Source organism: Umezawaea tangerina (genome assembly GCF_003002815.1).
In the GTDB taxonomy this organism is placed as follows: domain Bacteria; phylum Actinomycetota; class Actinomycetes; order Mycobacteriales; family Pseudonocardiaceae; genus Umezawaea; species Umezawaea tangerina.
In genome coordinates, this window is the sequence record NZ_PVTF01000016.1 from 128,219 (window position 1) to 154,820 (window position 26,602).

16 protein-coding genes are annotated in these 26,602 nt (G+C 73.3%); 12 read left to right on the forward strand and 4 right to left on the reverse strand.

Features of this window, described 5'->3' with window-relative positions; translation table 11 throughout:
* The first annotated feature begins 58 nt into the window (after positions 1-58).
* The 8 genes from CLV43_RS50555 to CLV43_RS39815 all read left to right on the forward strand — a co-directional run bounded on the left by CLV43_RS50555 (position 59) and on the right by CLV43_RS39815 (position 15,558).
* Positions 59-1,066: an asparagine synthetase A gene (locus tag CLV43_RS50555; RefSeq protein ID WP_211304789.1), complete on the forward strand. Its 1,008-nt coding sequence runs from the start codon at positions 59-61 to the stop codon at positions 1,064-1,066.
* Positions 1,063-2,325, forward strand: coding sequence for a glutamate synthase-related protein (locus CLV43_RS39790; protein ID WP_106194680.1), 1,263 nt, complete (start codon positions 1,063-1,065; stop codon positions 2,323-2,325). Before CLV43_RS50555 ends, CLV43_RS39790 begins: the two co-directional genes overlap by 4 nt.
* Positions 2,322-2,684 (forward strand): hypothetical protein, encoded by a 363-nt coding sequence (locus CLV43_RS39795; RefSeq protein WP_106194683.1) that lies wholly within the window; start codon positions 2,322-2,324, stop codon positions 2,682-2,684. The genes CLV43_RS39790 and CLV43_RS39795 overlap by 4 nt, the downstream gene beginning before the upstream one ends.
* Complete coding sequence (locus CLV43_RS39800) at positions 2,681-3,991, forward strand: MFS transporter (RefSeq protein WP_211304779.1); 1,311 nt, start codon at positions 2,681-2,683, stop codon at positions 3,989-3,991. Before CLV43_RS39795 ends, CLV43_RS39800 begins: the two co-directional genes overlap by 4 nt.
* On the forward strand, positions 3,988-4,206 hold the full coding sequence (locus CLV43_RS39805) for an MbtH family protein (protein ID WP_106194686.1): 219 nt from the start codon (positions 3,988-3,990) through the stop codon (positions 4,204-4,206). Before CLV43_RS39800 ends, CLV43_RS39805 begins: the two co-directional genes overlap by 4 nt.
* 31 nt (positions 4,207-4,237) lie before the next feature.
* Positions 4,238-7,375: a non-ribosomal peptide synthetase gene (locus tag CLV43_RS48965; RefSeq protein ID WP_211304780.1), complete on the forward strand. Its 3,138-nt coding sequence runs from the start codon at positions 4,238-4,240 to the stop codon at positions 7,373-7,375.
* A gap of 9 nt (positions 7,376-7,384) precedes the next feature.
* Entirely contained in the window at positions 7,385-14,107 is a 6,723-nt protein-coding gene (locus CLV43_RS48970) for an amino acid adenylation domain-containing protein (protein WP_211304781.1), read from the forward strand.
* Positions 14,108-14,244: 137 nt separating this feature from the next.
* Positions 14,245-15,558: a M14 family zinc carboxypeptidase gene (locus tag CLV43_RS39815; protein ID WP_245887342.1), complete on the forward strand. Its 1,314-nt coding sequence runs from the start codon at positions 14,245-14,247 to the stop codon at positions 15,556-15,558.
* A 407-nt stretch (positions 15,559-15,965) separates the two neighbouring features.
* Here CLV43_RS39815 and CLV43_RS39820 read toward each other — a convergent pair whose 3' ends face one another.
* Positions 15,966-17,945: a HelD family protein gene (locus CLV43_RS39820; RefSeq protein ID WP_106194691.1), complete on the reverse strand. Its 1,980-nt coding sequence runs from the start codon at positions 17,943-17,945 to the stop codon at positions 15,966-15,968.
* A gap of 142 nt (positions 17,946-18,087) precedes the next feature.
* Between CLV43_RS39820 and CLV43_RS39825 the strand changes: the two genes are divergently transcribed.
* On the forward strand, positions 18,088-19,338 hold the full coding sequence (locus CLV43_RS39825; RefSeq protein ID WP_106194693.1) for an MFS transporter: 1,251 nt from the start codon (positions 18,088-18,090) through the stop codon (positions 19,336-19,338).
* Positions 19,335-20,747, forward strand: coding sequence for a pyridoxal phosphate-dependent decarboxylase family protein (locus tag CLV43_RS39830; RefSeq protein ID WP_106194696.1), 1,413 nt, complete (start codon positions 19,335-19,337; stop codon positions 20,745-20,747). The genes CLV43_RS39825 and CLV43_RS39830 overlap by 4 nt, the downstream gene beginning before the upstream one ends.
* A 3-nt stretch (positions 20,748-20,750) precedes the next feature.
* On the opposite strand, the gene CLV43_RS39835 is transcribed toward CLV43_RS39830, so the two are convergent.
* Entirely contained in the window at positions 20,751-22,154 is a 1,404-nt protein-coding gene (locus CLV43_RS39835) for an aminopeptidase P family protein (protein WP_106194699.1), read from the reverse strand.
* Positions 22,155-22,244: 90 nt separating this feature from the next.
* Here CLV43_RS39835 and CLV43_RS39840 point away from each other — a divergent pair, with 90 nt between their 5' ends.
* Positions 22,245-23,099 (forward strand): alpha/beta fold hydrolase, encoded by an 855-nt coding sequence (locus CLV43_RS39840; protein WP_106194702.1) that lies wholly within the window; start codon positions 22,245-22,247, stop codon positions 23,097-23,099.
* Here CLV43_RS39840 and CLV43_RS39845 read toward each other — a convergent pair.
* Positions 23,023-24,051, reverse strand: a complete 1,029-nt coding sequence (locus tag CLV43_RS39845) for a Glu/Leu/Phe/Val dehydrogenase dimerization domain-containing protein (RefSeq protein WP_245887345.1) — start codon at positions 24,049-24,051, stop codon at positions 23,023-23,025. The genes CLV43_RS39840 and CLV43_RS39845 overlap by 77 nt on opposite strands.
* A gap of 109 nt (positions 24,052-24,160) precedes the next feature.
* On the opposite strand from CLV43_RS39845, the gene CLV43_RS39850 reads away from it, so the two are divergent.
* Positions 24,161-24,643 carry an Lrp/AsnC family transcriptional regulator gene (locus tag CLV43_RS39850; RefSeq protein WP_106194708.1) on the forward strand — a complete coding sequence of 161 codons (483 nt, stop codon included), beginning with the start codon at positions 24,161-24,163 and terminating at the stop codon, positions 24,641-24,643.
* A gap of 54 nt (positions 24,644-24,697) precedes the next feature.
* Here the strand turns inward: CLV43_RS39850 and CLV43_RS39855 are convergent, their stop codons facing one another.
* Positions 24,698-26,518 carry a S8 family peptidase gene (locus tag CLV43_RS39855; protein ID WP_211304782.1) on the reverse strand — a complete coding sequence of 607 codons (1,821 nt, stop codon included), beginning with the start codon at positions 26,516-26,518 and terminating at the stop codon, positions 24,698-24,700.
* Between the last annotated feature and the right edge of the window lie 84 nt (positions 26,519-26,602).

Genomic DNA, 26,602 nt, shown 5'->3' on the forward strand with positions numbered 1-26,602 from the left:
CGCTCTGACCCACGTGGAGCGGACGTTCGACGACGAACGACTGGAGAGGACCGCGCAGATGACCCTGACCACGACCACGGCGGGCACGACCACCGCACCACCGTCCCCCCGCGAGCACCTGACCTCGCCGGTGACGCGCACCGTGATGCGCGTGCAGGACAAGGCGTTGACCGCCGCCCGCGAGTACTTGCGCGACAACGGTTTCACCGAGCTGCTGCCCGCCGTCATCGGCCCGGTCACCGACCCCGGCGGCCGCGGGTCCAAGCAGGTCGACGTCGACTACTACGGCCACCGCTACAAGCTGATGACCAGCGCCATCCTCTACAAGCAGGCGTCGCTGCTCGGCTTCGACAAGATGTTCTCCATCGCGCCCAACGTGCGGCTGGAGCCGCCGGAGACCGCGAACACCTCCCGGCACCTGGCCGAGTTCCACCAGCTCGACGTGGAGATCGCCGGTGCCAAGCGCGACGACGCGCTCAAGGTCGTCGAGGAGCTCGTCGCGGCGATGGTCGACCGGGTCGTCACCGAGATGCCCGCCGAGCTCGAGGAGCTGGGCCGCGACAAGGACGCGTTCACCGACCTGCTGTCCGGCGCGTTCGGCCGGGTCACCCACGGCGCGGCCGTCGCGGACCTGCGGGGCCTGGGCCACGCGCAGAGCGCCGACGCCGAGATCGACTGGGAGGGCGAGGCGATCCTGTCCCGCAAGTCCAGCCGCCCGTTCTTCATCACCGACTACCCCAAGGGCTCGCGCGGGTTCTACGACCGCGAGGACCCGGCCGAACCCGGCGTGCTGCGCAACTTCGACCTGATCGCCCCCGAGGGCTTCGGCGAGCTGTGCTCCGGCAGCGAGCGGGAGTTCGAGTACGCCCGGATCGTCGCCCGGATGCGCGAGACGGGCGAGAACCCCGCCAAGTACGGCTGGTACCTGCAGATGGTCCGCGAGGGCATCCCCGCCAGCGCCGGGTTCGGCATCGGCGTCCAGCGCTTCGTGCGCTACCTGTGCGGGCTCGACGCGGTGTGGCAGGCCAGCGCCTACCCCAAGATCCCCGGCGTGGTGTCCTGGTGAGCGGGCTGCGCGCGGAGGGCTTCCCCGAGGACGAGGTACGCGCCCGTGCCCGCGGTGGCGCGGCGTGCGCGTTCCCGCCGGTCGAGCAGTACGGCACCAGGCTGTTCGGGGCGAGCGGCACCGGGTTCGCCGACGAGCTGGACACCATGCGGCTGGTGCCGCCGGTGTTCATGCCGCAGCGGCTGGAGAAGCTGATCGACCTCGCCAGGGAACCGCTCTACGGCGACGTCGACCTGACCACGGTGGTCGGCGGCTTCCGCTCCACGATGCCGGTGTACCTGTCGGCCTTCGGGTCGACCCAGGTCGCCAGCACCGACCTGGGGCAGGCCGCGAGCAGGCAGGCCGGGGCGCTCGGCATCCCGATGGTGATCGGCGAGAACATCGTGCCGGTCAACGGGTACGGGCGGCTCGGCACGACGGACAAGTCGCTGCTCGAACGGATCAGCGCCTACGCGGAGACCTCGCCGGACGGCTGGGGCGGCGTCGTGGTCCAGCAGAGCACCGAGGACGCCGACGCCGAGGTGTGGAACCTGGTCTACAGCGACCTGTCGGCCCAGCCGCTGCTCGACAGCGGGCGGCTCGCGTTCGAGCTGAAGGTGGGGCAGGGCGCCAAACCCGGCCTCGGCGGCATGACCGTGCTCGACGCCGACAAGGCGGCGCGGATCGCGGAGGCGTTCGCGATCGACCCGCTGTTCGGCTCGCGGGTGCTGCGCTCCAGCAGCCCCGGCACGTTCACCGAGGAGATCCTGCACCAGCAGATCCGGTTCATGCGCAACAACTTCCCCCGCGCGAAGGTGTGGGTGAAGCTGCCGCCCGCCCGCGACATCGGCTCGGCCGTGCGGGTGGCGTGGGGAGCGGGCGCGGACGCGGTGACCGTGGACGGCGCCGAGGGCGGCACCGGCTGGGCGCCGTCGGGGTTCCTCGACCACGTCGGCCTGCCGCTGGGCGAGTGCCTGCGCCGCATCGGCGAGCCCGAGGGCTGCCTGCTGGTCACCGGCCGGATGTGGGAGGGCAGCAGGGCGGCCAAGGCCGTCGCGCTGGGCGCCCGCGCCGTCGGGCTCGGCCGGGCCGCGCTGCTGGCCGTGGACGAGGACCCCGAGGAGGGGCTGGTGCGGCTGGCCGAGTGCCTCGCGCTGGAGCTGCGGCTGCTGATCAGCTCGGTGGGCAAGTACGCGCCGTGGGCGCTGGGCTCGGAGGACGTGTGGTCCCGGCCCGCGCCCGAGCAGATCCTGCTGCCCGAGCAGGGGGTCCGGTCGTGAGCGGCGTCCGGTGGGGCCGCGGCCGCGAGGTGTGGTCGCCGGTCGAGGCGTTCCTGCTGCTCGGCAGGGCGGGCGCGGAGCCGCTGCCGGTCCGGGCCCGTGCCGGGGGCACCCGCCGCCACGGCGTGCGGGCCGTGCCCTCCCCGTCCGACGGCGCGCCGTCGACGATCCAGGCAGGCGACCGCCGTCGGTCACCGGCCAGGCGGTTCGTGGTCCTCGGCCCCGAGGACCCGGTGCCGTCCACCGTCCGGGCGGGCGCGGCCGCCGCGGTCTTCGCCCGCGCCGCGACCGACCGCGCCCGCCGCGTGGTCGTGCCGTTCCGGCTTTTCCCGTTGCCGCACCAGGAGGTCAGGTCGTGACGACCACGGAGACCAACCCCGCCGACACGGCGGTGCAGGACCCGCCGAGGCGGCGCGGCGGCCTGCTGTGGCACCGGGACTTCCGGCTGCTGTGGGCGGGCGAGACGATCAGCAAGATCGGCGGCACGGTCACCGCCGTCGCGGTCTCCCTGGTCGCCGTCGACGTGCTGGACGCGGGCGGCTTCGAGATGGGGCTGCTGCGCGCGATGTCGTGGGTGCCGTGGCTGCTGATCGGCCTGCCCGCGGGCGCCTGGACCGACCGGATGCGGCGCAGGCCGGTGATGGTGACCGTCGACCTGGTGTCGATGCTGCTGTTCCTCAGCGTGCCGATCGCCGCGTGGGCCGGTGCGCTCACGATGACCCAGCTGCTCGTGGTGACCCTGCTCGCCGGGGTCGGGCAGGTGTTCTTCAGCGCCGCCTACCAGGCCTACCTGCCGACCGTCGTCGACAAGGAGGACCTGGCCGAGGGCAACGCGAAGCTCGCGGGCAGCGAGCAGGTCGCGATGGTCGCGGGCCCCGGTCTCGGCGGCCTGGTCGTCCAGGCGCTCGGCGCGGCCACGGGTCTGCTGACCCAGGCCGTCGGGTTCCTGGTCTCGGCGGTCTGCCTGCGGGCCATCCGGGCGCAGGAGCCGCCGGTCGAGCGCAAGGCCGTGCGGACGACGCTGCGCAAGGACATCGGCGAGGGCCTGCGCTACGTCGTGCGCGACCCGTACCTGCGGGTGCTGGCGCTGTGCAGCGCGGTCGACAACCTCACGCTCAGCGGCGCCCAGGCCCTGCTGGTGATCTTCCTGTTCCGCGAGGTCGGCGAGGGTCCGAGCACGGTCGGCCTGCTGATCGGCGCCGACGCGCTCGGCGGCGTGCTCGGCGCGCTCATCGCCACCCGGATCGTGAAGCGCTTCGGCTCCGGCCGCGCGCTGCTGCTGGCCGCGCTCGGCGCCACCCCGTTCGGCCTGCTCATCCCGCTCACCCAGCCCGGCTACGGACTCGTGTTCTTCGTGCTGGGCCTGATGATCCCGTCCGTCGGCATCGTCGTGATGAACGTCGTCGTCAACGGCTTCCGCCAGTCCTACTGCCCGCCGGACCTGCTCGGCCGCATCTTCACCAGCTCGCGGTTCGTCGCCTTCGGGGTCATCCCGATCGGCGCGCTGCTCGGCGGCGTCCTGGCCGACGCCATCGGCATCCGCGAGGCCATGTGGGTCCTGCTGGCCGCCACCGCGCTCGGCAAGCTCCTGCGCCTGCTCGGCCCGTTCCGCTCGCAGCGCGTCCTGCCCACCGAACCCCCCACCGCAGAAGAGGTCTCCCGATGAGCGTCAACCCGTTCGAGCAGGAAGACGGCGTCTACCTGGTCCTCGTCAACGCCGAGCGGCAGCACTCGCTCTGGCCCGCGGCGATCGAGATCCCGTCCGGCTGGACCGCCGTGCACGGCGAGGGCACCCGCCAGGCCTGCCTCGACTACGTCGAGACCCACTGGACCGACCTCCGTCCCGCCAGCCTCGTCGCGGCGATGGCCGCCTCCAACTGACGTTCCGCCCGACTGCACTGAGGAGACTGCTGTGATCCCCCTGTCCTTCGCCCAGCGCCGGTTGTGGTTCCTCGGTCAGCTCGGGGAGGGTGTCGCCTACAACGTGCCGTTCGCGGTCCGGTTGCGGGGCGCGCTCAACCGCGAGGCCCTGCGGGTCGCGCTGGCCGACGTCGTCGCGCGCCACGAGGCGCTGCGCACGGTGTTCCCGGTCGCCGACGACGAGCCGTACCAACGGATCCTGGAGCCCGGCGAGGCGTCACCCGAGCTGACCGTGGTCGAGCTGGACGAGTCGGGACTGGCCGACGCGCTGACCGGGTTCACCGGCCACCACTTCGACCTCGCCGTCGACCTGCCGATCCGGGCGTGGCTGTTCGGCGTCGGCGCCGACGAGCACGTGCTCCTGGTGGTGGTGCACCACATCGCGAGCGACGGCTGGTCGATGGGCCCGTTCCTGCGCGACCTCGGCATCGCCTACCAGTCGCGCTGCGCCGACGACCGGCCGGTGTGGGAGCCGCTGCCGGTGGAGTACGCCGACTACACGTTGTGGCAGCAGGAGCTGCTGGGCGACGCGGACGACCCGGAGAGCCTGCTGGCCGCGCAGCTCAAGTACTGGACCGGTGCCCTGGAGGGGATTCCGGGCGAGCTGGCGCTGCCGGTGGACCGGCCGCGGCCCAGCGCCACCAGCAACCGCGGCGAGGTCCACGGGTTCCGCGTCGACCCCGAGCTGCACACCGCGCTGACCGAGCTGGCCCGCTCGTCGGGCACGACGCTGTTCATGGTGCTGCAGGCCGGTGTCGCGGCCCTGCTGACCAGGCTCGGCGCCGGGGACGACGTGCCGGTCGGCTCGGTCGTGGCGGGCCGCACCGACGAGGCGCTCGACGACCTGGTCGGGTTCTTCGTCAACACGGTGGTGCTGCGCACCGACGTCTCGGGCAACCCCACGTTCAACGACCTGCTGGCACGGGTCCGCGAGACGGACCTGGCGGCCTACGCCCACCAGGAGATCCCGTTCGAACGGCTCGTCGAGGCCATCAACCCGGCCCGCTCGCTGGCGCGGCACCCGCTGTTCCAGGTGATGCTGGTGCTGCAGAACAACAGCAAGGCCGCGCTGGAGTTCCCCGGCCTCGCGGTGAGCCCGGAGATCGTGCGCACCGGCTCGTCGAAGTTCGACCTGATGTTCGGCTTCGAGGAGACCTCGGCGGGCATCGGCGGCGCGATCGAGTACGCCACCGACCTGTTCGACCGCTCCACGATCGCCGCGCTCGCCACCCGGCTGGTCCGGGTGCTCACCCAGGCCGTGCGCGACCCCGACTCCCGCGTCGGCCTGATCGACGTGCTCGACGACGACGAGCGCCGCGTCCTGGGCGTGACGTGGAACAGCACGGACGTCGACATCCCGGCCGACCGGTGCCTGCACGAGCTGTTCGAGGAGCAGGCCCACCGCACGCCGGACTCGATCGCGGTGGTCCACGAGGGCGCCGAGATCGGCTACGGCGAGCTGAACGCGGCCGCGAACCAGCTGGCGCACCACCTGGTGCGGCGCGGGGTGCGCCCCGGCGACCTCGTCGGCGTCTACCTCGACCGCGGCCCCGAGCTGGTCGCCGCGCTGCTCGCGGTGCTCAAGGCCGGTGCCGGCTACACCATGCTGGACCCCAAGTTCCCGGCCGACCGGCTCACCGGCGTGCTCACCGACGCGGGCGTGCGGACCGTGGTCACCCGCCGCGGCCTGGCGAACCGGCTCGAGGGCGCGCCCGTGGACTGCGTGCGGACCGACCTGGACGGCGCGCTGATCGGCCGCGAGTCCGCTGGCGACCTGGAGGGCCTCGGCCACCCGGACACCGTCGCCTGCGTCATGTTCACCTCCGGCTCCACCGGCAAGCCCAAGGGCGTGGCCACCTCGCACCGCGGCCTCGTCGGCACCTACCTCGGCCAGGAGTACCTCCACTTCGGACCGGACGAGGTGTTCCTCCAGTGCTCGCCGGTCTCCTGGGACGCGTTCGCGCTGGAGGTCTTCGGGCCGCTGCTGCACGGCGGCACCACGGTGTTGCAGGCCGGGCAGAACCCGGAGCCGTCGGTGATGGCCGCCCTGGTGGCCAAGCACGACGTCACCGCGCTGCAGATGTCCGCGAGCCTGTTCAACTTCATGCTCGACGAGTACCCGGACGTGTTCAAGGTCGTCCGGCAGGCCATGACCGGCGGCGAGGCGGCCTCGGTCGCGCACGTCGCCAAGGCGCTGCGCGAGTTCCCCGGCATCCGCGTGATCAACGGCTACGGCCCGGCCGAGAGCATGGGCTTCACCACCGTGCACGAGGTCGTCGAGCCGGACCTGGACCGGCACTCGATCCCGATCGGCAAGCCCATCGGCAACAAGCGCGCCTACGTGCTGGACCGCTCGCTCGGGCTGACCCCGGTCGGCGTCGTCGGTGAGCTCTACGTCGGCGGTATCGGCCTGGCGCAGGGGTACGTGGGCCGTCCCGGCCTGACCGCGGAGCGGTTCGTCGCGTCCCCGTTCGGCGGCGGCGAACGCCTCTACCGCACCGGTGACCTCGTCCGGTGGACCGCGCAGGGCGTGCTGGAGTACATCGGCCGGGTCGACGACCAGGTCAAGGTGCGCGGGTTCCGGGTCGAGCCGGGCGAGATCGAGGCCGCGCTGATGCGGCACGACGCCGTCGGCCAGGCGGCCGTGCTGGTGCGCGAGGACCGGCCCGGCGACCAGCGGCTCGTCGCCTACGTCGTCGGCGAGGTGGAGTCCGGCGACCTGCGCGACCACCTGACCGGGCTGCTGCCCGAGCACATGATCCCGTCCGCGTTCGTGGTGCTGGACGCGCTTCCGCTGACACCCAACGGGAAGCTCGACAAGCGGGCGCTGCCAGCGCCGGACTTCGCGGCGGCGGTCACCGGCCGCAAGCCGCGCACCCCGCAGGAGGAAGTCCTCTGCGGACTGTACGCGGAGGTGCTGGGGCTGCAGGAGGTCGGCATCGACGACAGCTTCTTCGACCTGGGCGGCCACTCGCTGCTCGCCACCCGGCTGATCAGCCGCGTGCGCACGGCACTGGGCGTGGAGCTGTCCATCCGGGCGATCTTCGAGGCGCCCACCGTCGCCGGGCTCGCCGAACGCGTCGGCGGCGCGGCCAAGGCCCGTCCGGCGCTGCGCCGCAGGGCGAGGTAGGAGGAGATCATGGTTCCGCTGTCCCACGCGCAACGACGGCTGTGGTTCCTCAGCCGGTTCGAGACCGGATCCGCCTACCACGTGCCGTTCACCCTCCGGCTGCGCGGCGCCGTGGACGTCGGCGCGCTCCGGACGGCGGTGGCCGACGTGGCGGCCAGGCACGAGGTGCTCCGCACGGTGTTCCCCGACGTGAACGGGGTACCGGAGCAGCGGGTCCTCGACACCGCCCCGGAGCTGCGGGTCGAGCCCTACTCGGCGGAGGCGGTGCGGGCCGCGGCGGCGCTGCCGTTCGACCTCGCCGTCGACCTGCCGCTGCGGACGTGGCTCTTCGAGGTCGGGCCCGAGGAGCGGGTGCTGCTGGTGGTGGTGCACCACATCGCCAGCGACGGCTGGTCGATGGGGCTGCTGCTGGCCGGGCTCGCCGAGGCCTACGACGCCCGGCGGCACGGGCGGGCACCGGACTGGGAGCCGCTGCCCGTCCAGTACGCCGACTACACCCTGTGGCAGCTGGAGGTGCTCGGCGAGGAGGACGACCCGGACAGCGCGGTCTCCCGGCAGCTCGGCCACTGGACGCGGGTCCTGGCCGACCTGCCCGACGAGCTGGCGCTGCCCGCCGACCGGCCGCGGTCCGCGGAGTCGTCCGGTGGGTGCGGGCTGGTGCCGGTCCGGGTGTCCGCCGCGACCGGGGACGCGTTGGCGGAGCTGGCCCGCGACACCGGCGCCACGACGTTCATGGTGCTCCAGGCCGCGGTGGCGGTGCTGCTGGCCGAGCTCGGGGCGGGGGACGACATCCCGCTCGGCACGGCCGTCGCGGGCCGCACCGACGAGGCGCTCGACGAGCTGATCGGGTTCTTCGTCAACACGGTGGTGCTGCGCACCGACGTCTCCGGCGACCCGACCTTCCGCGAGCTGCTGGCACGGGTGCGCGAGCTGGACCTGACCGCGTTCGGCAACGCGGACGTGCCGTTCGAGCGGCTGGTGGAAGCGCTCAACCCGACCAGGTCGATGGCGCGGCACCCGCTGTTCCAGGTGATGCTGGTGCTGCAGAACAACTCCGACGGCGACGTCAGCTTCCCCGGCACCGACGCCGACGTGGAGCCGGTCGGCGCGCACTCCTCGCGGTTCGACCTGACGGTGAACCTGAAGGAGCGCGCCACCGGGATCGAGGGGGTGCTGGAGTACTCCACCGACCTGTTCGACCACGGCACCGCCGAACGGCTCGCCGCCCGCTTCGCCCTGGTGCTGGACCAGGTCGCCGCCGCGCCGGACGCGCCCGTCGGCACCGTGGACGTGCTGCTGCCCGGCGAACGCGAACGGCTGCTGGCCGACACCGGGGCCGCCATCCCGGACTGGTGCGTGCACGAGCTCGTCGAGGAGCACGCCCGCCGCACGCCGCACGCGGTCGCGCTGGTCTTCGGCGACGAGAGCGTCACCTACGCCGAGCTGAACGCGCGGGCCAACCGCTTCGCGCACGAGCTGATCGCCGACGGCGTCCGCCGCGACGAGCTGGTCGGCGTGTGCGTGGAGCGCGGACCCGACTTCGTGGTCGCGCTGCTGGCCGTGCTCAAGACCGGCGCCGGGTACCTGCCGCTGGACCCGTCGCACCCGGCCGAGCGGATCAGGGCCGTGCTGGAGGAGGCCGGTGCGCACCGGGTCGTCACGGCGGTCCCGGACGTGTCGGCGCGCAGCCCGTACGACCCGGTCCTGGACGTCGACCCGCGCGGGATCGCCTGCGTGCTCTACACGTCCGGCTCGACCGGCGTCCCCAAGGGCGCCATGGGGTCGCACCGCTCGGTGGTGCGGACGTTCTTCGGCCAGTCGTACGTCCACTTCGGACGCGACGAGGTGTTCCTCCAGTGCGCGCCGGTGTCCTGGGACGCGGCGGTGCTGGAGCTGTTCGGCGCGCTGCTGCACGGCGGCACGTGCGTGCTGGCGCCGGGGCAGACCCCCGACCCGGCCGAGGTCGAGCGGCTGGTCGAGCGGCACGGAATCACCACGCTGTGGCTGTCCGCCGGGCTGTTCGCGGTGATGGTCGACCTGCACCCCTCGGTCTTCGGCCGGGTCCGCCAGGTGCTGACCGGCGGGGACGCGCCGTCGGTCGCGCACGTGGTGCGGGCCCGCGCGGACTTCCCGGACCTGCGGCTGGTGCACGGGTACGGGCCGGTGGAGAGCATGGTGTTCGCCACCGCGCACGAGGTCACCGCCGCCGACACCGCCGTGGTCCCGATCGGCACCCCGCTGGGCAACACCTCCGTGCACGTGCTGGACGGCCGGCTGCGGCTGGTGCCGCCCGGTGTGGTCGGCGAGGTGTACGTGGGCGGCATCGGGCTGGCCGAGGGGTACCTGGGCAGGCCGCGGCTGAGCGCGGAGCGGTTCGTGGCCTCGCCCTTCGGTGCAGGGGAACGGCTCTACCGCACCGGCGACCTCGCCCGCTGGACGTCGGCGGGAGTGCTGGAGTTCGTGGGCCGAGCCGACGACCAGGTCAAGATCCGCGGGTTCCGGGTGGAGCCCGGCGAGGTCGAGGCCGTGCTGGCCGCGCACCCGGCGGTGTCCCGCGCCGCGGTCGTCGTGCGGCCGGACTCCGCGGGGCAGAAGCAGCTCGTCGCCTACGCGGTCGCCTCGACCGACCCTGGCGCGCTCACCGAGCACCTGGCGTCGGTGCTGCCCTCGCACCTGGTGCCCGCCGCCATGCTGGTGCTCGACGCGTTGCCGTTGACCGCCAACGGGAAGCTCGACCGGGCCGCGCTGCCCGAACCCGACTTCGCCGCCGCGGTGGGCGGCCGGGCGCCGCGCACGGTCCGCGAGGAGATCCTCTGCGGACTGTTCGCCGAGGTGCTTGGTCTGCCCGCGGTCGGCGCGGACGACAGCTTCTTCGCGCTGGGCGGCCATTCCCTGCTGGCGACCAGGCTGGTCAGCCGGGTGCGGTCGGCGTTCGACGCCGAGGTGTCGATCCGCGCGGTGTTCGAGGCACCGACCCCGGCCCGGCTGGCCGCGCGGCTCGACGGCCCGAGCGCACGGCTCGCGCTGCGTCCGGTGGAGCGGCCCGAGCGGCCGCCGCTCTCGTTCGCCCAGCAGCGGCTGTGGTTCCTGGCCGAGCTCGGCGAGAGGTCCGCCTACAACGTGCCGTTCGCGCTGCGGCTGCGCGGGGAGCTGGACATCGCCGCGCTCGGCGCCGCGCTCAACGACGTGTCGGCGCGGCACGAGGCGCTCCGCACGGTGTTCCCGGTCGTGGACGACGAGCCCTACCAGCACGTGCACCCGGTCGGGATGGTGCCGCTGGAGGTGGCCTCCTACTCGGCCGCCGCGGTGGACTCGGCGGCCTGGTACGAGTTCGACCTGGCCACCGAGCTGCCGATCAGGGCCACCGTGCTGGAGGTCGGGCGGCGTGAGCACGTGCTCGTGCTGGTGCTGCACCACATCGCGTGCGACGGCTGGTCGCTGGGCCCGCTGCTCGGCGACCTCGGCACCGCCTACGAGGCCCGCCGCCGGGGTGTCGCGCCGGACTGGTCGCCGCTGCCCGTCGGGTACGTGGACTACGCGCTGTGGCAACGGGACCTGCTCGCCGAGGACGACCAGGTCGGCTACTGGACCTCGGTCCTGGCCGACCTGCCGGAGGAGCTGGCGCTGCCCGTCGACCGGCCGCGGCCCGCGACACCGGGCGCCGACGCCGGTCTCGTGCCGGTGCGCTGGGACGCCACTACCCGCGCCGGGCTGCTGGACCTGGCCCGCGCCACCGGGACGACGCTGTTCATGGTGCTCCAGGCCGGTCTGGCGGTGCTGCTGTCCAGGATGGGCGCCGGTGACGACCTGCCGATCGGCACACCGGTCGCCGGGCGCACCGACGAGGCGCTCGACGACGTGGTCGGGTTCTTCGTGAACACCCTGGTGCTGCGCACCGACACCTCCGGCGACCCGAGCTTCCGGGCGCTGCTGGACCGGGTGCGCGACACCGACCTGTCCGCGTTCGGGCACGCGGACGTGCCGTTCGAGCGGCTGGTGGAAGCGCTCAACCCGACCAGGTCGATGGCGCGGCACCCGCTGTTCCAGGTGATGCTGGTGCTGCAGAACAACGCCGGCGCGTCGCTGGAGTTCCCCGGTGTCGAGGTGACCGCGGAGCCGGTGGAGGGCGGGGCGGGCAAGTTCGACCTGAACCTCAGCCTCGGCGAGACCCCGGACGGGCTGGAGGGCGTGCTGCAGTACCGCGCGGACCTCTTCGACCGCGGCACGGCCGAGGCGCTGGTGGCGCGGCTGGCCGCGGTGCTCGCGCAGGTCGTGGCGGACCCGGACCTGCCGGTCGGCGCGGTGGACGTGCTGCTGCCGGGGGAGCGGGAGTCGGTCCTGGTGGAGTGGAACCGCACCGACCACCCCGTGCCCGCGCTGTCGGTGCCGGAGCTGGTCGAGGCGCAGGTCCGCCGCACCCCCGCCGCGACCGCCGTGGTCGACGGGGACACCCGGCTGTCCTACGCGGAGCTGAACGCGCGGGCGAACCGGCTGGCGCGGTCGCTGGTCGCGGCGGGCGCCGGACCGGAGCGGCGGGTGGCGCTGGTGCTGCCGCGGTCGGCCGACCTGGTCGTCGCGCTGCTCGCGGTGCTCAAGACCGGCGCCGCCTACGTCCCGGTGGAGGTCGACTACCCGGCCGACCGGATCGCCTACCTGCTGTCGGACGCGGACCCGGTGCTGGTGCTGGACTCCGTTGAGGTCCCGGACTGCCCCGACACCGACCTCACCGACGCCGACCGGCTCACGCCGCTGCTGCCGGGGCACCCGGCCTACGTGATCTACACGTCCGGGTCGACCGGCAGGCCCAAGGGCGTGGTCGTGTCGCACGCGTCCGTGGTCGACTACCTGGCCTGGGCCGGCGACACCTACCCGAGCGCGCGCGGCGAGTCGCTGTTCCACTCGCCGATCGCGTTCGACCTGACGGTCACCGCCGTGCACGTGCCGCTGACCGTCGGCGGCACGGTGCGGGTCACGCCGCTGGAGGGCGCGGGCGACTTCGCCTGCGGGCTGCTCAAGGCCACCCCCAGCCACCTGGCGCTGCTGGAGGAGCTGCCGGACGGGTTCTCGCCGACCGGCGACCTCGTGGTCGGCGGCGAACAGCTCCTCGGCGAGGTCCTCGACCGGTGGCGGGAGCGGCACCCGACCGCGACCGTCGTCAACGAGTACGGCCCCACCGAGGCGACCGTCGGCTGCACGTGGTCCGTGGTGCGGCCGGGGGAGTCGGTGCGGCCCGGTGCCGTGCCGATCGGGAGGCCCGCGTGGAACACGCGGGTGCACGTGCTGGACGCGGTGCTGCGTCCGGTGCCGGTCGGGGTCGTCGGCGAGCTGCACGTCGCCGGTGACGGGCTGGCGCGGGGCTACCTGGACCGGCCGGGGCTGACCGCCGCCCGGTTCGTGGCCTCGCCGTTCGGCGCGGGGGAGCGGATGTACCGCACCGGCGACCTGGTCCGGTGGCTGCCGTCCGGGGAGCTCGAGTACCTCGGACGGGTCGACGACCAGGTGAAGCTGCGCGGGTTCCGGGTGGAGCTCGGCGAGGTCGAGGCCGCCCTCACCTCGTGCCCGGAGGTCGCGCAAGCCGCCGCCGCCGTCCGCGCCGACCGGCAGCAGCTGGTCGCCTACGTCGTCCCCTCGGGCGAAGGGGTCGACACGGGGCTGCTGCGCAAGCGCCTGGCCGACGTCCTGCCGCAGCACCTGGTGCCGTCGGCCTGCGTCGTGCTGGACGCGTTGCCGTTGACGCCCAACGGCAAGCTCGACCGCGCGGCGCTGCCCGCACCGGAGCACACCGGTGGCGGGCGCGCCGCGCGGACCCCGCGCGAGGAAGCCCTGCTGGGCCTGTACGAGGAGGTGCTGGGGGTGTCCGGAGTGGACATCGACAGCTCGTTCTTCGACCTGGGCGGCCATTCGCTGCTGGCCGTGCGGCTGATCGGGCGGATCAGGGCGGTGCTCGGCGCGGAGCCGAGCATCCGCGACCTGTTCGAGTCGCCCTCGGTCGTGGAGCTGGCGCCGCGGCTGGACGGCGGTGCGGGCGACCCGCTCGCGGTGCTGCTCCCGTTGCGCGCCAACGGTTCCGGCTCGCCGTTGTTCTGCGTGCACCCGGCGGCCGGGATCAGCTGGGTGTACTCCGGTCTGCTGCGGCACGTGGACTGCCCGGTGTACGGGTTGCAGTCCCGCGGCCTCACCGAGCCCGACGCGCGCGGTGCCTCGGCCGACGAGGTCGTGAAGGACTACCTGGAGCGGATCCGGGAGGTCCAGCCCGAGGGCCCCTACCGGCTGCTCGGGTGGTCGTTCGGCGGCGGGATGGCGCACCTGCTCGCGGAACGGCTGCGCGCCGAGGGCGAGGAGGTGTCGCTGCTCGCCGTGCTGGACGGCTACCCGACCCGCGTCGACCCGTCGGTGCCACCGCTGGTCCCGGAGGACCCCGCGGCGCTGGAGGCGATGGTCCGGTCCCTCGGGCACGAGCCTTCGGTGCCCGGTGTGCCCCTGGAGGCGCTGGTCACGGTGTTCGCGCAGAACGTGAACCTGATGAGCACGGTGGCCAGCGGTCGCTACGACGGCGCGATGCTGTTCTTCGGCGCCATCGCGGACAAGGGCCCCGGCTCGCCCGCGCCCTCGGACTGGGAGCCGCACGTGGGCTCCCTCGAAGTCCGGCTCGTCGACTGCTCGCACGGCGAGATGACCGACCCGGTGGCGCTCGACGTCGTCGGTCCGGTCCTCGCCGAGCGGCTGCGGTGATCGGTTTGTCCGGACTCGGACCACCCGATAGCGGGAATCAGCCGTTCGAGGGGTGGCGGCGGGGAGCCAGGTGGGCACACTGAGCGTGTTCGCCTGACTACCCCTGCATGGTCAGGCCCGCACGAGAGGTGTTCCCTGTGCGACCGAAATCCCTGCTCACCACCGCGCTGGTGGCGGCCGCGCTCGTCGTTCCCACGACGGCGCAGGCCGCCCCGGCGGGAGTCCCCTACGTCTGGCGGGTGCCGGTCTCCTCGGCCGCCCAGGCACACCAGCTCGACCATGCCGGTTTCGACGTGGCCGAGTCGGAGGACGGTGCCGCGTTCGTCATCGGCGACACCACCGAGGCCACCCGGCTGCGCCAGGCCGGCTTCAAGCCGACCCGCTTCGACACCGTGTACAAGGACATCGCGCCCGGCAAGGCCGACGTCGGCACGGCCTCGTTCTACGGCGGCTACAAGACCGCCGCCGAGCAGGAGGCCCACCTCAACTCCGTCGCCTCCGCCCACCCGGACCTCACCACCCAGTACGACATCGGCGACTCCTGGCGCAAGACCCAGGGCCTGAGCACCGGCCACGACATCAAGGCCATCTGCATCACCAAGAAGCAGGCGGGCGACTGCGCCCGCACCCCGAACTCCACCAAGCCCAGGTTCTCCATCATCGCCCAGATCCACGCCCGCGAGCTCTCCACCGGCGAGCTCGCCTCCCGCTGGATCGACTACCTGGTCGACGGTTACGGCACGGACGCCGACGCCACCACCATCCTCGACACCACCGAGGTCTGGGTCGTCCCCGTCGCCAACCCCGACGGCGTCGACCTCGTCGCGGCCGGCGGCAACAGCCCCAGGTTGCAACGAAAGAACGCCAACAACTCCAGGGGCTCCTGCTCCGGCACCAACATCGGCATCGACCTGAACCGCAACTCGTCCTTCAAGTGGGGCGGCGACTCCAACTCCGCCTGCTCGGAGACCTACCAGGGCACCGCCGCCAAGTCCGAACCCGAGACCGCCGCCCTCGAAAGCCTCTTCAGCTCCATCTACCCCGACCAGCGCGACAGCTCCGACACCGCCCCCGCCCCCACCACGGCCAGGGGCACCATGATCACCCTGCACAGCTACGGCAACGACATCATCATCCCCTGGGGCTGGAGCCAGACCAAGGCCCCCAACGACGCCCAGATGCGCGCCTTCGGCAAGAAAATGGCCGCCTACAACGGCTACCTCGTCGGCACCAACGCCGAAACCGTCGGCTACGACACCACCGGCACCACCGACGACTACACCTACGGCGTCCTCGGCGTAGCCAGCGTCACCTTCGAGGTCGGCGCCTCCAGCGGCACCTGCGGCGGCTTCTTCCCCGCCTACTCCTGCGTCTCCAGCACCTTCTGGCCCAAGAACAAGGGTGCCTTCGTAGTAGCAGCAAAATCCGCCGCCGCCCCCTACCAAAGCTAAAACCAACCACCCGGGCTGCGTCCGGCCACTTCCCCGGACGCAGCCCACCCACCTACCCACCCCTGCTTTGTCCGACGCGCAGCGAGGATGCCTTCCCTGTCCGACGCGCAGCGAGGATGCCTTCCCTGTCCGACGCGCAGCGAGGATGCCCTGTCCGACGCGCAGCCGAGGATCCGCAGTTGGGCGCAGCCCGCCAGCGCGCATCCGGCGCGAAGCGCCTGGGGCCTTGTCGGCGCCAGCCGATGCCCTGAAGTCAGGCGCAGCCTGATGCTGGCGAAGCCAGATCCCCTCCCGCCCCCGATACACAGCGCCCTCCTGCCTCACCCCTGTTTGTCAAGACAGCTTCACCGTCTTGACAAACAGGGGTGAGGCATTGAGACAATTGCGCGCCCGGGGGCTGGGCTTCGTCACCCCCCGAACTCCACCATCCCCATCAACTCCCCAGGCACCTCCCCAACACACACCACCCCCAACCTCCGCACAGCCCGAGTCATCGCCACGTACAAATCACTCACACCAGTACGCCCACCCAGAATCCCCACCGGATCCACCACCAGCACCGAGTCGAACTCCAACCCCTTCGCCTCCCGAGCCGTCAGCACCACCCGACCCGGCAGCCCACGACACAACTCCTCCACCACCCCGTCCGAAGCGACAACCGCCCCGTCGAACCGACCCACCCAACCCACCACCTCCCCCCTCTCCACCAACACCCGCCAAGGCACCTCCCCACCAACCCGAACCGACCGAGGCACCACCACCCCCTCCCGATGCGCAGCGAGCACCGCCCCGGCCACCTCCATCACCTCCACCGGCGTCCGGTAGTTCACGCTCAACCCCGCCACCTCGAACCGCTTCCCCACGAACGGCCCCAACACCTCCCCCCACGACGACGCCCCCGACACGCTCCCCGTCTGCTCCAGATCCCCCACCACGGTCATGAACCGACTGGGACACCGCCGCATCACCATCCGCCACTCCATCGCGGACAACTCCTGCGCCTCGTCCACCACCACATGCCCGAACACCACCCGACCACCCCCGATCAACGCCTCCACCTCGTCCACCAAAGCCACATCAGCCGCACTCCAAGAAGCCTCGCTCCCCGAATCCCCACTCCAAGCACCCCCACCCCCCACCACCTCCGCAGCCGACAACACCGGCCACACCCCCTCCAACACCTCCCTCAACCCCCCATCCGCCAACAACGAATCCCTCAACAACCCCCGATCCACCTCATCCAGCAACGCCCGAGGCCCCAAGTCCTCCCCCACCACGACCCCCGCCGCCGCCAACCCCCTCAGATCCGCCGCGCTCAACCGCCCATCCGCGTCACCCCCGTCCAGCGCCTCACCCCCGTCGTCCAGCACCACCCCCTCCATCCCCTCCACCAACCGCCCGGCGAGCACCTCCACCACCTCCCGCTCGAACACCAACCGCCCCTGGTTGTGCGGCAGCCCCGACGCCTTCCCCTTCCCGACCGCCGCCTCCCACTCCGCGGGCGTCACCTCCAGCACCTGCCCTTCGAACTCCACGGCCACCGCGTGGTCGGGCACGACGACCCGCTCCCGCACCGCCGCGGCCAGCCGGGCGGCCATCCCGATCCGCCCCTTCGCCTCCGCGACCTCCGGCGGGTCCACCCGGTCGACCACCAGGTCCGGCCGCAGCCCGACCACCGTGGACGTGACCACGCTGTTCTCGCCGAGTCCCGGCAGCACCTGCCCGATGTACTCCAGGAACACCCGGCTGGGTCCCACGACCAGCACGCCGCGACCCCGCAGGTGCTGGTGCCGGTACAGCAGGTAGGCGACCCGGTGCAGCGCCACGGCGGTCTTCCCGGTCCCCGGTCCCCCTTGCACGACCAGCACGCCGCGGTTCTCGTCGCGGATGATCCGGTCCTGCTCGGCCCGCAGCGTCATCACGACGTCCGGCATCCGCCCGGTCCGCTCCGCGGTCACCGCCGCCAGCAGCGCCGCCTCGCCGACCAGGACGTCCCCGTCCCCGCCGGACCCCAGCAGCTCGTCGTCCAGCGCCACGACCTCGCGGCCGCGCGTGGTGATGTGCCGCCGTCGCCGCACGCCCTCCGGCACCGCCGCGGTGGCCGTGTAGAACGGTTTCGCGACCGGCGCCCGCCAGTCCACCAGCAACGCCTCGTCGCCTTCGAACAGGCCCATCCGTCCGATGTGGACCCGACGCCCGTCGGCCATGTCCAGCCGTCCGAAGCACAGCCCGTGCTCCACCGCGGCCAACCGCTCCACCTCGGCGCGCCGGACGGCGGCGGCGTCCGCGTCCTCGCTCCCCGCCAGCGCCCGTTCCCGCAGCGCGTCCACCCGCGCGTACAGCCCGGTCACGTGTTCCTGTTCGAGCTCGATCTCCCGATCGGTCAACTCCGCACACCCCCTCGTGATCGCAGCGCCAAGGGTGCGCGGCCAACCTGCGAAGAAACAGTCTTGTTCTTCCCGCCGCCGAGGACGCCACCGAAGCCGGTGTCGCGGTCGTGGGGCGATCGGGCCTTACGATCTCCTGCCTATGCGGCAGGTCACCACCCGCGTTCGCGCGGGATACGCGATGGGCTCGTTCGTCACCGGCGCGTTCGGCACGGTTCCGGGGTTGCTGCTGCTGCCCTACCTGACCGACGGCCTCGCCGTCCCGGCCGCCGTCGCGGGTCTGCTGGTGCTCCTGCCGAAGGCCTGGGACGTGGTGTTCAACCCCGTCGCGGGCCGGATCAGCGACCGGGCCGGGGTGCGCAGGCCGTTCCTGCTCGGCGGTGGCCTCGCGGTCGCCGTGCTGTTCGCCGCCCTGTTCGCGGGCGGGTCGGCGGTGTACGTGGCCGCGGTGTTCCTGCTGTGCGCGACGGCGTACGCGTTCTTCCAGGTCCCGTACGTGGCGATGCTCGCCGAGATCACCGAGGACTACGACGAGCGCACCCGCCTGATGGCCTGGCGGATGGCGGTCCTGGCGCTGGCCATCCTGGTCAGCGGCGCGGGTGCCCCGGCCGTCCGCGACCTGACGGGCTACCCGGTCATGGGCGTCTCCGTCGGTGTGCTCATCCTCCTCGGCACGCTGGTCACCTACCTGGGCACGGCCGGGGTCGCCGCGTCGACCAGGGTCACCACGGCCGCGAGCCCGCGCGAGCTGTGGGCCGTGGTGCGCGGGTCCAAGCCGTTCCGGTTGCTGCTCACCGTCTTCGTCGTCCAGGCCGTCGGGCTGGGCACGATGCTCGCGGGCGTCGACTACTTCGCCCGGCTCGTGCTCGGCGACTCGAAGTACCAGACGGTGCTGTTCGTCGGGTTCGTCGGACCGGCGCTGCTGGTCATGCCGCTGTGGCAGCGGGTCGGCGGCCGGTACGGCAAGCGGATCGGGCTCGTCGCCGCGTCGCTGCTGTTCGCGGTCGCGGTGGTCGGTCTCGGCGCGGCGCGGGTGCTGCCGGTCGGCGTGGTGATCGGGTTGATGGCGTTCGTCGGGGTCGGCTACGCGGGCATGCAGGTGTTCCCGCTGGCGATGCTGCCCGACGTGATCACCGCCGAGGAGCGGGCCAGCGGCTCCTCGCGCGCCGGGCTGTTCTCCGGTGTGTGGACGGCGGGGGAGACGTTCGGCCTGGCGCTCGGTCCTGGCGTGTACGGGCTGGTGCTCGCCCTGGGCGGGTACGAAGCCAGCACCGACGGCGCGGTTGTGCAGTCGTCGGGGGCCGTGTTGGCTGCGCTGGTCGGGTTCACGGCCATCCCGGCGGTGCTGGCCGTGGTCGCCCTGCCCCTGCTCAAGCGTGAGGAGCCCGTGTGAACGACGAGGTGCTGGACGAGCTGCGCGCGTTGCGCTCCGGCGATCTGCCGACGCACGGCGGGCGCACGCTCGCCTACGTCTACGACAGCGCCGTGCCGGGCCTGGACGAGCTGGCGGCCTCGGCGCACGCGCTGGCGTCGTCGGTCAACGGGCTCGACCCGACCGCGTTCCCCAGCCTGCTGACGCTGGAGAACGACGTCGTGCGGATGGCCGCGGGGCTGCTCGGCGGCACCGCCGCGACCGTCGGCACGGTGACCTCCGGCGGCACCGAGTCGTGCCTGCTGGCGGTGGTCGCCGCCCGCGACTCCCGGCCCGACGTGGCCCGCCCGGCGATGGTGCTGCCCGCCACGGCGCACGCGGCGTTCCACAAGGCCGCGCACTACTTCGGCGTGCGGGCCGTCATGGTGCCGGTCGACCCGGAGACGTTCCGCGCCGACCCGGCCGCGATGGCCGCCGCCATCGACGACGACACCGTGCTCGTGGTGGCCAGCGCGCCCTCCTACGCGCACGGCGTGGTCGACCCGGTGACCGAGATCGCCGCTGCCGCCGCCGCGGCGGGCGTCCGGTGCCACGTGGACGCCTGCATCGGCGGCTGGGTGCTGCCGTACTTCCGCAGGCTCGGCGTCGAGCTGCCCCCGTTCGACCTCACCGTAGAGGGCGTGACCAGCATGTCGGTCGACCTGCACAAGTACGCCTACTGCCCGAAGGGCACGTCGGTGCTGCTGCACGCGTCGGCGGACCTGCGGCGCCCGCAGTACTTCGCCAGCGCCGACTGGCCCGGCTACACGATGCTCAACCCCACCACCCAGTCCACCCGCTCGGGCGGGCCGCTGGCCGCGGCCTGGGCGGTCACCCGGCACCTCGGCGACGAGGGCTACCTGGGGCTGGCCGAGCGGACGCTCGGCGCGGTGCGGCTGATCCTGGACGGCATCGCGCGCATCGACGGCCTGCGCGTGCTCGGCTCGCCGGACTCCACGCTGGTCGCCGTCACGGCGGACCGCGACGACTTCGACGTGTTCACCGTGGCCGACGAGATGAAGGCCCGGAACTGGTACGTGCAGCCCCAGTTCGCCCACGGCACCTCGCCCGCGAACCTGCACCTCACCGTCACCGCCGCCAACGCGGGCTCCGAGGCCGGACTGCTGGCCGACCTCGACGAGTCCGTCCGCGCCGCCGTGAAGGCCGGACCCGTCCCGGTGGCGCCCGAGGTCGTGGCCGCGATCAGGGCTCTCGACCCGGACGCGCTGACCCCGCAGGAGTTCGCCGGACTGCTCGCCGCGGCCGGGCTGGGCGGCGGCGACAGCGCGCTGCCGGAGCGGATGGCCCCGGTCAACGCCCTGCTCGCCGCCGCGAGCCCGCGCCTGCGGGAACGGCTGCTCGTCGAGTTCCTGGGCGTGCTCTACAGCTGAGGGTCAGCGCTGCTGGGCGCGCACCCACCGCTCCAGCTCGTCCGGCGCGGTGGGCAGGGCGGTGGACAGCACCTGGACGCCACCCTCGCGCACGACCACGTTGTCCTCGATGCGGACGCCGATGCCGCGCAGCTCCGGCGGCACCGTCTCGTCGTTGGGGTGGAAGTACAGGCCGGGCTCCACGGCCAGCGCCATCCCGACCTCCAGCGGCCCGTCGTGGTAGGCCTCGGCGCGGGAGTTCGCGCAGTCGTGCACGTCCAGGCCGAGGAAGTGGCCGACGCCGCACACGATGTAGCGGCGGTGCTGCTGCCCGTCCTGCGACAGCGCCTCGTCCACCGACACCGACAGCAGGCCCCAGTCGTGCAGGCCCTCGGCCAGCACCCGCATCGCCGCGTGGTGGAACGCCCGGTAGTCCGCGCCCGGCCGCACGGCGGCCAGCGCGTCGACCTGCGCGCGGGCCACCAGGTCGTACACCCGGCGCTGCTCGGTGCTGTACTCGCCGGAGATCGGCAGCGTGCGGGTGATGTCGGCGGTGTAGAGCGTGTCGACCTCCACGCCCGCGTCCAGCAGCAGCACGGCGTCCTCGGGCACCGGACCGTTGTTGCGCACCCAGTGCAGCACCGGCGCGTGCGGACCGGCAGCCACGATCGAGGCGTACCCCGGCCCGTTGCCGCTGGTGCGCGCCCTGCGGTCGAACGTGCCCTCCAGCCAGCGCTCGCCGCCGCCCTTCACGGCGGTGGGCAGCTCGGCCGCGACCTCGGCGAACCCGACGGCGGTGGCGTCCACGGCCCGCTGGAGCTGCCCCACCTCCCAGTCGTCCTTGATCCGCCGCAGCTCTGCCAGCGTCCAGCGCAGCTCGGCGGTGTTCGCGCCGCTCGCGAGCGCGTCGAGCAGCGGGTCCGTGCCGTGGGCGGAGAACACCTCGGGCAGCCGCCCGCGCAACGCCGACGCGAGCTGGTCGATCGGACGGCAGCGCAGGCCCAGCGCCGCGGACCAGTCGGCCAGTCCGGGCACCGGCCCGATCCACAGCTCGCCGTCGCGCGCGCTGGCGAAGAAGTCGGGGTCCTCCGGCCCGGCGGGCTCGTGCAGGAACAGCTCGGCCTCGCCGTCGCGCATCACCAGCACCGCGCCCTCGGCCGAGCAGCCGGTCAGCCAGGAGAAGTCGCTGTCCGGCCGGAACCCGTAGTCGCTGTCGTTCGCCCGCACCGGCGCCCACCCGGACGCGACGGCGATCCGCCGCCCCGGCAGCGCCGCGGCGAGCCTGGCCCGGTGGTCGGCGGCGGCGCGGGCGGCGCCCTCGGGGAGCCGGACGGCGCGGTCGGCCGCGCCCCACCCCCTCCGGACGTCCTCGCGGAAACCGGTGGCGTCGACGAGCTTGCTCGGGTCACGGCGGGCGGGTCGGGTCATGCGGCTATCCCCCTGATGGCGACGGGTGCGGTCGCCACGACTGTGCCATCCGGACGGTGTCCGCCGCACCCTCCGGTAGGGTCGGCCGCCGTGATCACCGGCACGGTCGCGGTCGACGGCGGCGAGCTGGCCTACGACGTCCGCGGCGACGGCAGCCCCGTCGTGCTGCTGCACGGCGGCTACCTGTCCCGTGCGATGTGGGACGCGCAGGCCGACGTGCTCGCCCGCGACCACACCGTCATCCGCTACGACGCCCGCGGCCACGGCGGGTCGTCCACGCCCACGGGACCGTTCGCCCACCACGAGGACCTGCGCCTGCTCCTCGCGGGTCTCGACGTGCCGCGCGCGTCGCTGGTGGGCATGTCGCTGGGCGGGCTCACGGCGCTCGACCTCGCCATCGCGCGCCCCGACCTGGTCGACCGGCTGGTGCTGGTCGGGTCGGGGATCAGCGGGATGGTGTTCCGCGACCCGTTCGTCCTGGAGCACATGGGCGGGTTCGGCGCGGCGGGAGGTGTCGACGGCCGGGTCGAGCTCGTGCTGCGGACGTGGGTCGACGGCCCGCACCGGTCCCCGGACGAGGTCGACCCCGCCGTGCGGGAGCGGTGCCGCGAGGTGGTGCTGGACAACTTCGTCCGGCACCGCGCGGCGCCGAAGCCCTCGACCCCGTTCGGCGCGGTCGGGCGCGTCGCCGAGCTGGCCGCCCCGACCCTGCTGCTCGTCGGCGCCCTGGACTCCTCCGACATCCACGGCGCCGCCGACCTCGTGGCCCGCGAGGCACCCGCCGCGCGCAAGGTGGTGGTCCCCGGCGCGGGCCACCTGGTGAACCTGGACCGCCCCGCCGAGTTCGACCGCCTGGTCGTGGACTTCCTCAGCCGACCAGGCGCCGCGCGGCCAGCTCGGTGGCCTCGTGCAGCGGGGTCGTGCCCGCCTCCGCCGCGGCCGTGAGGATCTGCTCCACGGTCGCGCCGATCGTCTTCACCCGCTCGATCGCGGCGTCGTGGGACAGGCCGTCGAACTCGCGGCCGAGCGTGTAGACGATGCCGCCCGCGCTGGCCACGTAGTCCGGCACCCAGGTGATGCCCCTGCCCGCCAGGTCGGCGGCCACCGAGTCGTCGGTGAGCTGGTTGTTGGCCGGGCCGACGACCAGCGCGGTGTCCAGCCGCGCGACGGAGTCCGGGTCCAGCACCCCGCCGACGGCGGCGGGGACGACGATGTCCGCGCTCGTGGACAGCGCCCGGTCCGGGTCGACCCACTCCAGGCCCTGCTCGCCCGCGGCCCGGCGCCTGCTCCCGTCGACGTCGGACACCACGACCCGCGCGCCCGCCTTGGCCAGCGAGGCCGCGAGGAGCGTGCCCACCGAGCCGAACCCGGCGATCACGACCCGGCGGCGCGCGAGGTCGGTCGAGCCGAACACCGCGCCCGCCGCCGCGACCATGGCCGCGTGCACGCCCACGGCGGTCGGGCCGCTGGAGGAGCCGGTGCCGCCGTGCGCCTCGGGCAGGCAGAACGCGTGCGGCGTGACCCCGCGCAGCACCAGCATGTCCTCCGGGCCGGTCCCGACGTCCGGGCCCGCGAGGTAGGAGCCGTCGAAGGAGTCGATCAGGTCGGCGTGGTCGAGCAGCACGTCGTGCCGCAGCTCCGGGGTCAGGACGGTGCCCTCCTCCAGTGCGATCACGCTCTTGGCACCGCCGAACGGCACGCCCGCCACCGCGCACTTGTCCGTCATCGCCCGCGACAGCCGCAGCACGTCGTCGACCGCCGCGCCCAGGTCCGGGTACGCCTTCATCCTGCAGCCGCCGACCGCGGGACCGAGCACCCGCGAGTGGACGGCGACCATCGTGGTGACGCCGGACCGGCGGCCGCGGCGCACGACCAGGTCCTCGTGATTCCACTTCAAGGGGCTCTCCTTGGACGATGAACGGGTCATGTCCCAGAAGTTAGGGTGAAGCCCAGCCCGATGGGGGCGGTCCCGAACGAAGTTCGGCGCAGCGAGGTGGGAGCAGCCCGTGGATGAACTTGATTCGGCGATCGTCCGCCACCTCCAGGAGGACGCTCGGCAGTCCAACCGCGACATCGCCCGCAAGGTCGGCATCGCGCCGTCCACGTGCCTGGAGCGGACCCGGCTGCTGCGCGAGCGCGGCGTCATCCGGGGCTACCACGCCGACATCGACCTGCCGAGCCTCAACCGCGGCGTGCAGGCCATCGTCTCGGCGCAGGTCCGCCCGTTGAGCCGGGTCGTCATCGACGCGTTCCAGCGCTCGCTCGGCGAGCTGCCGGAGGTCATGTCGGTGTTCGTCACCGCGGGCAGCGACGACTTCCTGATCCACGTGAGCGTGCGCGACATCGACCACCTGCACGCGTTCCTGGCCGACCGGCTGGCCGTGCGCAAGGAGGTGGTCGGGTTCCGCAGCTCGATCATCTTCCGGCACATCCACCGCACCGTGCTGGAACCCCTGCCGGACAACGGGAAGAGCCCCGGACCGCGTTAGGTCCGGGGCTCCTCCGACTCGGTGTCCGGCCCGACAGGGGAGGGGCCGGGGAGGTCAGAACACGAGGCTCCAGGAGTCGAGGTAGCCGGTGTCGGCGGCGGCGACGTCCTGGACGCGCAGTTTCCACGTGCCGTTCGCGACCTCGCTGGAGGCGTTGACGGTGAAGGTGGTCGTCACGTTGTCAGCGGAGTCGTCGGCCGAACCCTTGAGCCGGTAGGAACTGCCGTCCGGTGCGATCAGGTCGATCACGAGGTCGCCGCGGTAGGTGTGCTTGACGTCCACGCCGACCTTCAGCGCGGACGGCGCGTTGCCGGTGCGCCCGCTGACCGTGATCGACGACGTCACCGCGGCGCCGTTGTCCGGGATCTGCACGTCGGTCGTGTTCTGGAACGTCCCGCCGGCCGGTGGCGTGGTGCCGCCCGCCGCCGCGACGGTCTTCGCCGCGTCGGCCAGCCCCGCGCCGCAGCCACCGGTGCAGGTGCCCGCGAGCGGCCGGGCGTTGTCCTTGATCAGCGCCTCGACCCTGGCGGGCGTCAGCGAGCCGTTCTTGGCCACGACCAGCGCGGCCAGCCCGGCGATGTGCGGTGCGGCCATGCTGGTGCCCTGGTAGGGCGCGTAGGTCTCGCCGCCCGGCGTGGTCGCGCCGGTGTTCAGCGTCGACAGGATGCCGTTCTCCGGCGTGGACACCGTGCCGCGGCGGGTCTCCCCACCCGGCGCGGTGATGTCGACCTTCGTCCCGAAGTTCGAGTAGAAGGCCCGGTTGCCCTCGCGGCTGCTCGCGGCGACCGCCACGACGTTGTTGCAGCTCGCGGGGGTGAACCCGGAGATGTCGGCGTTGGAGTTGCCCGCCGCGACCACCACGGTCGTACCCCGCCCGACGGCCGTGTCGATCGCGTTCTGGTAGGTCGCCGAGCACGCCGACCGGCCGCCCAGGCTCATGTTGACGACCTTGGCGGGCGTCGGGTTGGCCGGGACGCCGGACACCGCGCCGCCGGAGGCCCAGACGATGGCGTCGGCGATGTCGGACGTGCTGCCGCCGCACTGCGCGAGCACCCGGATCGGCTGGATCCTGGCGTCGTAGGCGATGCCCGCGACACCCTTGCCGTTGTTGGTGGCCGCGGCGATCGTGCCCGCCACGTGCGTGCCGTGCCAGCTGGAGCCCTGGTCGGCGGACGGGACCGGCTGGCCGAGCGAGTCCACGCCGCAGTCGCCGCGCTTCATCCAGTCGCCGTTGTCCGACGGGTCGCTGTCGCGGCCGCCGCCGTCGCGGGCGCGGGCGGCGTCGGACACGAAGTCGTAGCCCGGCACGGTCTTGCCCGCCAGGTCGGAGTGCGCCACGTAACCGGTGTCGATCACGGCGACGGTGACGCCCGCGCCGGTGGAGCCCGTCCACGCGCCGGGCACGTTCATGCCCGCGGTGGCCTCGAAGAGGTCCCACTGCTTCGCGTACTCGGTGTCGTCGGGGTCGGCCAGCGGCTGCATCAGCAGGTCGGGCTCGACGTAGGCGACGTCGGGGTCGGCGCGGAACTCCTCGATGGCCTTCGCGGCGCCGGCCGCGGTGGTCGGGCCGCCGAGGTCGACGACCGCGGCACCGGTGGCGAGCCTGCGGTCCAGCTTGAGGGCCTTGCCCGCCTTGTCGCCCTTGGACTTCGCGTCCGCGGCCGCCGCGTCGTCCGAACCGGCCTCGGCGGCGGTGGCCTTGTAGCCCACGATCAGCCGGTCGTACGGTCGGGCGTTCCCGGTCGCGGTCGGCTGGGCCTGCGGGTCTGCGGCGGGCGGAGCCGCCGGTGCCGCGACCGCCGTCGTGGTGAGGCCGCCGAGCAGCGTCACCGTGACGACGGCGGCGCACGTGGCGGTGCGTCGCAATCCGTTCACTGCGGTGTTCCTTCCGACTGCAGGGACCCCGCTCGCCGCCGAGGGATCAGGGTTTCCGAAGCGGCCGCGGAGCTGAGCTGGAAG

Bases quoted from the DNA above. Each gene is read 5' to 3' on its own strand.
- CLV43_RS50555 (WP_211304789.1), top strand. From the start codon at position 59: ATGACCCTGACCACGACCACGGCGGGCACGACCACCGCACCACCGTCC.
- CLV43_RS39805 (WP_106194686.1), top strand. From the start codon at position 3,988: ATGAGCGTCAACCCGTTCGAGCAGGAAGACGGCGTCTACCTGGTCCTC.
- CLV43_RS48970 (WP_211304781.1), top strand. From the start codon at position 7,385: ATGGTTCCGCTGTCCCACGCGCAACGACGGCTGTGGTTCCTCAGCCGG.
- CLV43_RS39825 (WP_106194693.1), top strand. From the start codon at position 18,088: ATGCGGCAGGTCACCACCCGCGTTCGCGCGGGATACGCGATGGGCTCG.
- CLV43_RS39835 (WP_106194699.1), bottom strand. From the start codon at position 22,154: ATGACCCGACCCGCCCGCCGTGACCCGAGCAAGCTCGTCGACGCCACC.